Annotated in this window: 9 protein-coding genes; 3 read left to right on the top strand and 6 right to left on the bottom strand. The window is 36.7% G+C overall.

Features of this window, described 5'->3' with window-relative positions:
* The first annotated feature begins 15 nt into the window (after nt 1-15).
* Together FJR11_RS01860 and FJR11_RS01865 are read left to right on the top strand one after the other, a co-directional pair.
* Nucleotides 16-840 carry a CemA family protein gene (locus tag FJR11_RS01860; RefSeq protein WP_371417432.1) on the top strand — a complete coding sequence of 275 codons (825 nt, stop codon included), beginning with the start codon at nt 16-18 and terminating at the stop codon, nt 838-840.
* An 84-nt stretch (nt 841-924) separates the two neighbouring features.
* Nucleotides 925-2,175: a hypothetical protein gene (locus FJR11_RS01865; RefSeq protein ID WP_168502026.1), complete on the top strand. Its 1,251-nt coding sequence runs from the start codon at nt 925-927 to the stop codon at nt 2,173-2,175.
* A 50-nt stretch (nt 2,176-2,225) separates the two neighbouring features.
* Here the strand turns inward: FJR11_RS01865 and FJR11_RS01870 are convergent, their stop codons facing one another.
* Together FJR11_RS01870 and FJR11_RS01875 are read right to left on the bottom strand one after the other, a co-directional pair.
* Nucleotides 2,226-2,933, bottom strand: coding sequence for a molybdopterin-dependent oxidoreductase (locus tag FJR11_RS01870; RefSeq protein ID WP_168502027.1), 708 nt, complete (start codon nt 2,931-2,933; stop codon nt 2,226-2,228).
* 35 nt (nt 2,934-2,968) lie between these two features.
* Nucleotides 2,969-3,562 (bottom strand): cytochrome b/b6 domain-containing protein, encoded by a 594-nt coding sequence (locus FJR11_RS01875; protein ID WP_168502028.1) that lies wholly within the window; start codon nt 3,560-3,562, stop codon nt 2,969-2,971.
* A 320-nt stretch (nt 3,563-3,882) separates the two neighbouring features.
* On the opposite strand from FJR11_RS01875, the gene nblS reads away from it, so the two are divergent.
* Nucleotides 3,883-5,874, top strand: coding sequence for a two-component system sensor histidine kinase NblS (gene nblS / locus FJR11_RS01880; protein WP_174762887.1), 1,992 nt, complete (start codon nt 3,883-3,885; stop codon nt 5,872-5,874).
* A 199-nt stretch (nt 5,875-6,073) separates the two neighbouring features.
* On the opposite strand, the gene FJR11_RS01885 is transcribed toward nblS, so the two are convergent.
* From FJR11_RS01885 to FJR11_RS01900, 4 genes are all read right to left on the bottom strand, one after another.
* Nucleotides 6,074-7,423: a PrsW family glutamic-type intramembrane protease gene (locus tag FJR11_RS01885; protein ID WP_168502029.1), complete on the bottom strand. Its 1,350-nt coding sequence runs from the start codon at nt 7,421-7,423 to the stop codon at nt 6,074-6,076.
* Between the two features lie 372 nt (nt 7,424-7,795).
* Complete coding sequence (locus FJR11_RS01890) at nt 7,796-8,251, bottom strand: phosphate-starvation-inducible PsiE family protein (protein WP_168502030.1); 456 nt, start codon at nt 8,249-8,251, stop codon at nt 7,796-7,798.
* Between the two features lie 277 nt (nt 8,252-8,528).
* The gene (locus tag FJR11_RS01895; RefSeq protein ID WP_168502031.1) at nt 8,529-10,709 is read right to left on the bottom strand and encodes a molybdopterin oxidoreductase family protein; all 2,181 of its coding nucleotides are present in this window, start codon (nt 10,707-10,709) and stop codon (nt 8,529-8,531) included.
* A gap of 183 nt (nt 10,710-10,892) precedes the next feature.
* Entirely contained in the window at nt 10,893-12,392 is a 1,500-nt protein-coding gene (locus FJR11_RS01900) for a NarK family nitrate/nitrite MFS transporter (protein ID WP_168502032.1), read from the bottom strand.
* Nucleotides 12,393-12,449 lie beyond the last annotated feature (57 nt).

Here is a 12,449-nt window from a genome sequence, read left to right on the forward strand (position 1 = left end):
TACATTGATCTTACCGTGAAAAAACCATCACAACCATTTACATTCTTAAAAACTGGGATATTTCCCAGAACAATTGGTAGAACATTCAAAAAAATTCTCAGTGATATATCACCGAATGCAGATGAAGAATTTCTCAAAAAATACCAAATTTCTAGACAGCGCACCACCATTGCTGTCAAATTCTTATTATTGCTGATTATCATTCCCCTTCTAAGTCATCAACTATCTAAACGAATATTTATTCTTCCCATAGTAGAGAGTATGAGAACTGAAAATATCAGCCATATTTTTCTGAATCAGGAAATGGAGAAAGAAGCTTTTCATGAATTAAAAATATTTACAGCAGAATTAAAGTTTAAAAGTCTTCTCGATTCAGAATATAAAATTTCTCCAGAAAATGTAGAATCGCAGATTAAAGAAAAAGCTTTGGAAATAGCCGCAGAATTTAAGCATAAAAGCACTGGTGCTATTAGTAATATATTTGCTGATTTTATAGCATTAATTACCTTTGCATTAGTAATTGTCTTTAGTAAAAAAGATATTATTTCTCTTCAACACTTCATCGATCAAATTGTTTATGGTTTAAGCGATAGTGCTAAAGCTTTTTTAATTATCTTATTTACAGATGTATTTGTAGGCTTTCACTCACCACATGGGTGGGAAATACTTCTGGAAGGATTTGCAGAACATTTAGGTTTACCAGCGAGTAGAAATTATATATTCATCTTTATCGCTACATTTCCTGTGATTTTAGACACCATAGTTAAATACTGGATATTCCGCTATCTTAGTCGCTTGTCACCCTCTGCATTAGCTACTTTAAAAGAAATGGATGATTAATACTGTTAATTGGGCATATTGCCTATTGTCATCACTTCTGAGAATGCTAGAATGAGAGACAATCATTGTTGCCATTGACAAATTATGCGTATCCTATTTAATCAAAAATTTAAATTCACAGCATTTATTAGCACTTTATTAGTGGTTAGTCTCATTAATAAACAACCAATTCAACAACAACAGATTGTTAAAAATTTATCATTGTCCCAAATAGGAAATTCTCCAATTGAAGAATTGTCTCATGATTTATCTACGCAAAAGCCATCTAATATAAATGTCAAAAACAATGAAAAATCTATATTTTATTCAGTCATTAATGAATGGAAAAAATATCAATATAGTGTCCATTCCCAGCAGGTATTAAAAGCAGGAAAATTACCAAATACTCAAATAAATTTTAATCAAGCCGATTTATTAACCGTACTCACAAATACAAAAAACTATTTTCAAAAATATTCTACAGAAGATCCTAATATTCAACGTACAGGAATATTAGTAACTCAAGGAGTTACCGTCAAAGATATTCTGAAAACATTAGATTTCATGATTACCGTCTTAGAAGAAGACATTGCTAATAATCGAACAACTCGGTTACAAGATCCGAATTTTATCAATGCCAATTTTCGCGTAATTAAATGGTCCGCGCATAACCCAGAGAATCCTCAACAAAAAAAATTACGAATTACAAAATATGCAGCTTTTATCCATACAGGTTCTCGCCAAAAAACTTCTAAATATAATACACCAGTCTACGCTATTAAGGAAGAATTGAATCAGGATAAATTTTACACTAAATATACTAAACAAGATGTTTTGTCAGGTATTTATGAAGCGGGAGGTAAAGAATTTGGTAAAGTTAAACCAATTGCTTATTTAACCCGCAATGGTTTAGAAGCTGCACTAATGCAGGGAACAGTATTAGTTAATTTTACAGATGGAACTAAAGAGTTTTTAAATGTAGATAGAAATAATGGAATTTCCTATGTTCGGGGATTAAAAGCAACTGCACAAAAGCGTTACTGGTATTTTAAAGAAGTTGATGCAATTAAAGGCTATGGATATAAAATAGATGCCAAAATATCCATTAAAGCAGGAGTAACATTTGCTGGAGATGTTCTCAATATTGGTTTAGGGAGGATAATTGTCATAGAAGATAATCAGAGTGGACAGAAACGCTTAAAAATGGGCGTAATTGCCGATACAGGTGGAGCATTTTTACCCAACCTTTATCAACTTGATTTTTTAGCAGGAACTTTTGCTAGTGAAAGAGATTTTCAACGATATATTCAGAAATTACCTGAATATACAAATGCCTATATTCTAGTGAAAAAATGAAAATGAAGTAGGGTGGGCATTACCCACCCTACTGCTGAATCCTGCTTTATTTACAATCCTGCAAACCATTCATAACCCTGATCTTCCCAGTAACCTTTGAAAATTGATAACTGACTGGTGAGAGTAATTTGTATCACCCATTTACTTTGTTTATAACCAAGTTTAATAGGTGATGCTAACCGTAAAGGCGCACCATTCTCTATGGGCAAAGGCTCACCATTTTTTTGATATGCTAATAGGGTTTGAGGATGTAAAGCCGAAGCTATATCCCAACTTTCATAATAACCATCTGCTGATTGAAAATAGGCATATTTCACCTGATTTTGAGGTTGAGCAAGGGCGATAATTTCCCGTAAACGAATGCCATCCCATTGGACAATTGCTGCCCATCCTTCTACACAAACATGACGAATAATCATAGAAGTATGAGGTAAAGCCTGAATATCTGCCATATCGAGAGTGAGGGGATTATTGACTTCACCATCTACAATTAAACGATATTTTTTCATATCAATAATTGGCGTAGATCGAAAGCTATTAACTATTAAATCATCGGGGACAATTTGACTAGGTGAAAATTCTGGAATTAGCTTTTGAGGCTGAAATATTAACTCTTGAAATTTCCGATTTGGAGGTTCAGAAAGTGTTCCTACTAAATCTTCAAATGCAGGTGTCCCACAACCGCCAAGCAAGAAACTCAGACTCGATAAACCAGAGAGTTGTAAAAACTTTCTGCGTCTAAATTCATGATTATCCATTGTAATTCCTATTAAATTTTGATGCCGATTACCAATTACCAAAACATAGATTCTGTCAGTGCATCCCCCCCTACTTTCTGTCCTAACTTCCAGTGAAGCCAAACAAATATTACCACCATTGGTACAGAGGCAAAGTGGACAATTCTTAATCCTTGCCAACCACCAAAAATATCAACTATCCAAGAAAATTGAGCAGGTTTATACATTCCTATACCTGTAAATATTGCTAGTAATAAGACGGGAATAATTGCTGTATAAATAATTCGATGCCAAGCATAGTTTAAACGTTGGTTATTTTGACTTTTTTGTAATGCTTTCATGTCATTCGCACCGACAAATCTATTTTTCCAGCGTCGGGTAATGAAAATATAAATTCCATAACAGAAAAGATTGATGGAAAATAACCACATAGCAGCAAAATGCCAATGTCTACCTCCAGCCAACCAACCACCTAAAGTAAAAAGGGGGAAAATATGTAATCCACCCCGGCCACCAAAAACAGGATTAGCATTGTAAATTTGTAAGCCACTGGTGAGCATAATAAATAAGCTGACGAAATTACAATAATGGAAAATTTTTGCCCCGATTGCTTGGCTGGGTAACTTGCGCTGTCTTTCAGGAGAAGTCATAGGTAGAATCAGAAAAATTTAATTAAGTTACAAGTATCTTCAGGATAATTTACTGAGTTAGAATGTTTTTAATTCTGGACTCCAGATGATTACGTATTTTACATTGTAATAGTCTCATCACATAATCTATATTCCAACTGAGTTTTCACGATTACTCCAAAAACATAGTTAAATTAAGAGAGAAGAGGTAAAGGAAAAACTATATTCTGTCCCCTGTCACTTCCTGTCCCCAACCCCTAGCACCTTTGGGAAATAAATTAACTATCAATTTTTAGTTTTTGGGATAGAAAACGCTGAACTACTAACAACTGTATTTTAAGATGCTGGCTCTTTTTACAAATTTCCGAGATGAATTCACCTCTGGTTCCTCAAAAGCGATCGCTTCCCTCGCAGCAAGCATCGCCAATTGGTGGTCGGAGTTCACCCTTCAGACCAAACTCCTCGCCGTCGCTACTTTGATGGTTTCCTTGGTCATGAGTGGTTTGACTTTCTGGGCTGTCAACACCATTCAGCAAGATGCGCGTCTAAATGACACCCGCTTTGGTCGTGATCTAGGATTGCTACTGGCTGCTAATGTGGCCCCTCTAATTGCCGATCACAATCTCACTGAGGTTGCCCAATTTTCTCAACGCTTTTATAGCAGCACGTCTAGCATCCGTTATATGCTTTACGCTGATGAAACTGGACAAATCTTTTTTGGTATTCCTTTTTGGGAACCAGAGGTGGAAAATTCCCTCACCATTAAGCGACATATACAACTACCGGAAGATTACACTGGTAATGCAGATCAGCCGATGGTTAGGCAACATAACACTCCAGATGGCGTAGTTACTGATGTATTTGTTCCCTTAATAGTGGATAAAAAATACTTAGGTGTGTTAGCAGTTGGGATCAATCCTAATCAAACCGCAGTTATATCCACTAATTTCACCCGTGATGTTACTATCGCCGTTTTTATTACGATTTGGGTAATGGTGATTTTAGCAGGAGTAATCAATGCTTTAACTATTACTAAACCTATCAAAGAATTGCTAGTAGGTGTTAAACAAATTGCCGCCGGTAATTTTAAACAACGGATAGATATACCCCTAGGTGGTGAACTAGGAGAACTAATTCTTAGCTTTAATGAAATGGCGGAACGGCTAGAACGTTATGAAGAACAAAATATTGAAGAATTAACCGCAGAAAAAGCTAAATTAGAAACTTTAGTTTCTACCATTGCTGATGGTGCAGTGTTGATTGATAATAATATGCAGGTAATATTAGTCAATCCCACAGCCAGACGCATTTTTAACTGGGAAGGTATAGATGTTGTGGGTAGTAATATCTTGCATCATTTACCCCATAGTGTGCAAATGGAAATCTCCCGCACTTTATATGAAATGGCAGAAGGTGAATGTGAAAGTGCTGAATTTCGTATCCTTCTAAAACAACCCACCCAACGCACAATTCGCATTCTTTTAACTACTGTTTTAAATCTACAAAGAGAAAGTATTAAAGGTATCGCTATCACGGTTCAAGACATTACCCGTGAAGTAGAACTAAATGAAGCAAAAAGTCAATTTATCAGTAATATTTCTCACGAATTACGGACACCCTTATTTAATATCAAAACCTATATTGAAACCTTACATGATTATGGCGAAGATTTAGGCATTGAAGAACGACAAGAATTTTTGCAAACAGTTAATCATGAAACTGATAGACTTACCCGCTTAGTTAATGACGTTTTGGATTTATCAAAACTTGAATCTGGTCGGAATTACACTTTTGATAAAGTAGATTTACCTCAAGCACTAGAACAAACATTACGGACTTACCAGCTTAATGCTAAAGATAAAGGTATTGAACTATGCCAGGAACTAACTCCTGATTTACCTTTAGTCCTGGGAAATTATGATTTATTGCTGCAAGTTTTTGGTAATTTAATTGGTAATTCTCTCAAATTCACTCTCGCAGGTGGTAAAGTAGTTATCCGTGCTTATCAACTAGATGCTAATTCTAATTCTCATCATCATGCTGGTAAAGTCAGAATTGAAATTAGCGACACAGGAATTGGTATCGCTACAGAAGATCAACAAGCAATTTTTGACCGATTCTTTCGCGTAGAAAATAGGGTTCATACTTTAGAAGGAACAGGTTTAGGTTTATCAATTGTTAGAAATATTATTGATAGACATCACAGTCAAGTTAATTTAGTGAGTGAAGTTGGTATCGGTACTACTTTTTGGTTTGATTTAGAAGTATTTGAGGAAGAAGTTTCATCAACTTTGGAAATCACTCCAGAAAACTTAGAAGTAAAGAAACTTTAAGATTTCAGGAGGATCACTAGCACCACTAAATTTTTTTGATAATATGCAAGGAATAAGAGTTGATATCATTGATTTATCAAGCATTTTATGGCTGATGCCTCCAGATCCCAAAGGGATAAGCCACGCAGGTTATCAAGTTCTAGATGATTCTTCCTTCCTTCTAACTCCCGACTCCTGACTCCTAAATTGCATTGATATTCTATTTTGGGTCAAGAAAGCGGGTAGCAAAGTTCTGTGATCTGGTTGGTGATAATACCCTGGCTTTGAGAATGGCTGCCATGAGAAAAGCATAAGATAAAACACCAACTACCACCAAGAAAAAAGCATTAATAGAACCTGTTGCATTCCATAAAGCGTGAAGTGCAGAAGCGCTCAAATAACCCACAGAGAGAATTTGCTTACCTCTCATGGGTTTTAGCACAGCCAAACCAACAAAATAGCCTAAATATCCGCTGTAAGCCATGTGTCCAGCTACAGAACCTAAAATGCGGGGAATAAGTAGCTGTAAACCCACTGATTGACCAGCATTTTGGGAAATTAAAGGTACATATTGTCCAAGGGTTTCTAATAAAGTAAAGCCTACAGCGGAAGCTGTACCTAGAAGAATACCATCTAAAGGTTCCCAAACCCCAATCCGTTCTCGCCAAGGTGATGGTAATGAATTCCCAATCAGATATGCTCCTAATACTGGTAGTATTTTCAGCAATTCCTCCATTAACCCCGCACCAAAAAACATCCGTACTAATAATTCGGTAAAAGTAATCCCATCTTGAGAGACACTATCCAAGCTTCCAGGTAAGATATCTCGGAATACTTTGATGAACAAATCTAAGAGAGGACTGAGCAAAATTAACATTGTACTCAGCGCCGCAGCCATGAGTACCCACCAAGGCTTAGGTTTACCACACAATTGATAAACAAAGTAGTAAGCCGCAAAAGCGATATAAGAGCCTACAATTACTTGATTTGCTTGGGGATAACCTACAGTAGCAAACATTAACACAACAAAAACTACTGTCAGAATTCCCGGTATCAGATACGCTTTACGGGTTAAATCCTTACCAGTAGAAATAATAGGAAACAATTGTGTAAAGCTTACAGAATCTTGTTTTGAGGAAGAATGATATTGGTTAGCAGATGATAAAACTGTAGCTTTATTCACAGCTATCATTGTTGGTTGAGCAATAACTTCATACTCAAAAATAAATTGTGGTCCATCAGCACCAAGGGAAATGCGATCGCCTAAATGTAATTCTTGACATCCTTGTAATTGTTCTCCATTCAAAAAAGTGCCATTGGCACTATTTAAATCACAAATTACCCAGCTATAACGGCTATTGGTCGCTAAAGAAAGGGGACGAACCACCGCATGACGACGAGATACCATCCGGTATATCATGGCATCCAAGACAATTTGGCAGATGGGGTCACGTCCAATTACCATTTCTTTACCAGGAAGCAACGAGTAGCGAAATGTTGACTCTGAAGCTTCGACCGATCTCGCCACCAGCCGCAGAAATGCATTCTGTCTTGCGTTTTTGCCTGTCATCGAGTTAGTGATTGTATCTAAACAAATTCAATTTTATGGCTAACGCCACTTTATGCCATCGGATTTTGTGGTGGTAGACTTAATTTTAGCCATATTCACAGGCGCACCATTTCTAAATATACTATAGCTTCACTAGCCTTCCCTTCGCTCCCATTTAAAATACAAAATTAAAGAAAAAGTCCAGATATTTAAAAAAGCAACAGGTGAAAAGTTACAGAAGTTACAAAATTGGTAAAATTGAACTTTTCGCGGCAGTCCCTACCCTCAATGTACCCATAGGGTAGGGGTTAGAGCGGGTTATTGTAGCGAAGCGGAAATAACCAATCTTTCCTACTGGATTAATGATAGGTTAGTCCTAGCCATGCTTCTGATTTAATTTTCTTTTTTAGAATTACTACTCCGAATTATCAAATAACTAATTGATAAAGAGAGAATAGCAATCCCTAAACCAATAATTTCTATACCTTCAGTGACTTTCAAATCAAGAATAATAATTTTTCTGGCAATAGCAATTAAAGAAGTAACAATAACTAATTCAACTTGTAAAACGTGCTTTTTGAGATAGCCTGTAATATTTTCTAATATTTCCAAAGCAATTAAAACATTGAGAAATAAGCCGAAAGTTTGAAACAGTGTCTTGCTAAAACTACCTTGTGGAGAAAGTATTTCCTGACCAATAAATATTGCTAAGTCCCCAAGTGTGGCAAAAATCACTACCACCATAAGTAGAGATAGTAATTTGGAAACTATCACCTCTACAGTTTCAATTAAGTGCATGAAACTTTTATCACTGGTAACTTCTAGCAATGCTTTGATTAATTTTCTCATCTGCTACTCCTTATTTAAAATCAACTGGAAAATTACGAAGATAAAACAAAAATCCTGTAGATAAATCTCAAGGATAAAAAAGCATAATATATTTTTACTTTCAAAAACTTTGAAGTTTAAGAAAATGCCTTTAGAAGTAATATTTGATTAATTTAGATAATAAAATTAATCATGATCATGCTTTAACAATTTAGGTATCTAAAAAAATAATCATAACTATTGATGATTAACTATAGGTTAAATTGTGAATTCCCAACTTAGGAATATAGTTAACAGCTTACCATTGAGAAGACTGAAGTTGATAATTTTTAATGGTAGATTCTACAAGAATTGGGACTAATTGCACAGCACAAGCTTTTAATTCGGGTTGAAGAGAATCAGAACAAGCTTCTGAATGGGTAAGTGTGTTAGCTTCCGCATCATCTGCCCATAGGCTACCCCAGTGCATAGGCACAAAGACAGTACCGGGGGAAATAGCTTTTGTGACTTTAGCGGGAAACTTAGTTGTACCACGACGAGATCGCACCTCTAACCACTGATTATCAATAATACCCAAAGCAGCAGCATCACGGGGATGAATCTCAATAAACGGTTGCGGGTGCAGTTTGCGAATTTTCTCAATTCTGCCTGTGCGCGTTTGTGTATGCCAATGACCGTACAGTCTACCAGTAGTTAATATAAAAGGATAATTCTCATCCGGTGGTTCAGCTAAACCTTTAGAATAATATGCACCAAATTTAGCGCGTCCGTCAGGTGTATGAAAACGTAAATTAGTGTATAGACGTTTAGTTCCTGAATTACTACCCTGTGCATAAGGCCAATGAGTTGGATCATGTGCAGTTAAAAACCCATGACTTAAACCCGACATATCGCAAGGACGCTGACGAGTTAATTGGACAAATTCCTGATAAACTGCGGCAGAATTATTAAAAGTAAATTTATCAGTAAAACCTAATCTTTTTCCCACTTCCGCGAAAATTTCCCAGTCAGGTTTTGCTTCTCTTGGTGGTTCCCGAAAAGCCGAACATAGAGTTACCATTCTTTCCGAATTAGTCATAATCCCAGTTTTTTCACCCCACTGCGCCGCAGGTAACAAAACATGAGCATAAGCCGATGTTTCTGTTGGGTAATAAGCATCTTGATAGATAGTAAAAGGAGATTTTAATAAAGCCTTTTTAGTTCTTTCTAAATCTGGCATACTCACAGCCGGATTAGTAGCTGCAATCCATAATAAACCCACATTTCCAGTTTCCAAACCAGTGATCATTTCCCAAGCAGTTAAACCAGGAACAGGGGAAATTTGTCCTCTTCCCAAACCCCAAAAATCCTCAACTTCTGCGCGATGTTGGGCATTTTTTACCAACCGATAACCCGGTAATAAATGGGATAAACCTCCCGCTTCTCTGCCACCCATAGCATTAGGTTGACCAGTCAAAGAAAAGGGACCTGCACCGGGTTTACCGATTTGTCCCGTCATTAAATGTAAATTAATAATAGTTCTAACTTTAGCCGTACCTTCTGAAGATTGGTTAACACCCATTGACCATAAAGAAAGTACAGATTTTGCTTTTCCCCAATATTTAGCAGCAGTTTCTAAATTTTCAATAGTAATACCACACCGACTGGCCACAACTTCCGGTGAATAATGGTGAATCACCTCAGCATAAGCCGGGAAATTGCTAGTACAATCTTCAATAAAAGCTGGATCAATATAATTCCATTTCATTAATAAATAGGCAATACCATTTAACAAATCAATATCTGTACCGGGACGAATAGCTAAATGTAAATCGGCTGCTTCTGCTGTTGGAGTCCGCCGAGGATCAACCACAACCATTTTAACATGACGATTTTTTTTATGATATTTTGCTAACCGATTAAAAATAATGGGATGACATTCCGCCGTATTTGTGCCAATTAAAAAAGCACAATCAGTTAATTCTAAATCATCGTAACAGCAAGGAGGCCCATCAGCACCAAAACTTTGAATGTACCCAGATACCGCACTAGACATACACAACCGGGAATTAGCATCGAAATTATTAGTTCCTAAACAACCTTTGAGTAACTTTTGAGCAATATAATAATCTTCAGTTTGAAATTGTCCAGAACCATACATACAGATAGAATCTGTGGCTTGATTCCAGCGCAATGTTTGAATCCGGTGGGTAATAATATCAAAAGCTTCATTCCAACTCACACGGCGAAATTCTTCATCTAAAGAATCCCGCACCATGGGATAATGTAATCTACTTTTATCCAAAGATTCAGCAATAGTTGCCCCTTTAACACATACCATTCCTTGACTAGAAGGATGAGATTTATCACCCCTAACTCGCCAAATTGGAGTTCCTTCACTATCTCGATTTGTGGCTTTTCCATGTTGGGCTGGTGGAGAAACTTCTAAACCGCAACCAACTCCGCAATAAGGACAAAGTGTTTTGGTAAATTCATTCATGGTATTTATTGGATTTCGCACTATTGTGCAAAATTTTTTATGAGGAACGAACCGCAGAGGCGCAGAGGACGCAGAGACAATTTCATAAGAGGAGAAATATTTTTAATTTCTAGTTTTTATCTTCTTACCTTTGCGCCTACTCTTCGAGATCACGAAGCGTGATTGCGCCTCTGCGTGAGACAATTATTCTTCTGTCATTAAAATCGGTTGATGATTAATTATTTCTGTTTCATTTTCATTATCTGATGCAAATGAGTCTTTTGGTTCTTTGAGGAAGAATCCACACATAAAGGCGCAAATCATGGCAGCTATTCCCATTGTCGCAAATAGGGTTGAGGGGTCAGTTAAGCTGTATATTGTCAGATAAACTACGCCACCAAAGTTACCGTAAGCACCGACGTTTCCGGCTATTTGTCCGGTTGCTTCTTTTTTAATTAAAGGGACTATTCCGTAGGTTGCACCACAACCGGCTTGAGCAAAGTAAGCAGCGAACATGGTGACAGCAATTGCGAGGGGGATAGGCCAATCTTTGTTAATGAAATGTGCCATTAAATAACCAATTGCAATCCCCGCAGAAACTATTGTCATTGTCCATTTACGCGAACCTAATTTATCGGAAATTAAACCACCACTCGGACGAGAAACTAGGTTGAGGAAGGGATAAATAGAGGCAATCATGCCGGCAACAATGTGTTCTAAACCAAAGGTTTTTTCAAAAAATGCCGGTAGCATGGAAACGGCTGCAAGTTCTGAACCAAAGTTAGTAATGTAGGTAAATTCTAATAATGCTACTTGTCCGAATTGATAACGTTGATTTGCAGGGTAGGTTTTTTGTCCAGTTAGTAATTCGTGATTAACTTGATAAGCTTGGTAACTTTGATAAGCAAATAATCCTGCTAATACAATCCAAACTATATACATTTGGCTGAGTGTGAGGAAATGAATTTTCTTTTGTTCTAGTCTCCAAGCTAGTAAACCCAATGCGAATATTAAACCCAGGTTAGAAATAATTAGCGCCCAAAAGCTTTTGATAGAAGTTACTTCTAATGAGCCATTTTTCTTGGGTTTTTGATAAACTTTACCGCTGGGTGTATCTTGAACGCTTTTAAAGTAGAATAATCCGTAAATTGCAGCAACAATTCCTGTTAAGGCAATTGTTAATCTCCAGTTAGAACCGCTACCACCTAAAAAGCTGGTGGCAATGGCAATTGTTGGTAATGCAAATTCTGCTCCAAATGCTCCAAAATTGCCCCAACCGCCATAAATACCTTGAGCAATTCCCATTTCTTTGGGAGGAAACCATTCGGCTACCATGCGGATTCCTACAACGAATCCAGAACCGACTATTCCCATTAATAAGCGACTTATTACTAGTTGGTTAAAGTCTTGGGCTAATGCTGTTGCTAAACAGGGAATCACAGCAAACATCAATAACATGGAATAGGTAATTCTTGGACCAAATTTATCCAATAACATCCCAATAATCAGACGAGCAGGAATTGTTAATGCTAGGTTACAAATTCCTAATGTTTTAATTTGTTCTGGTGCTAAATGTAGTTCTTTACCTATTGTGGTAGCGAAGGGGGCAAAGTTAAACCAACAAACAAAGGTTAAGAAAAATGCAAACCATGTCTGATGTAATATGCGATAGCGTCCTTTGAATGAAAATAATCCTTTTAACATTTCTTTTCTCGCTAAATAATTGAATTTCTGAAAAATTGGATATAAAAATCCAAGGAC

The organism is Anabaena sp. UHCC 0187 (assembly GCF_009712035.1).
GTDB lineage: Bacteria > Cyanobacteriota > Cyanobacteriia > Cyanobacteriales > Nostocaceae > Dolichospermum.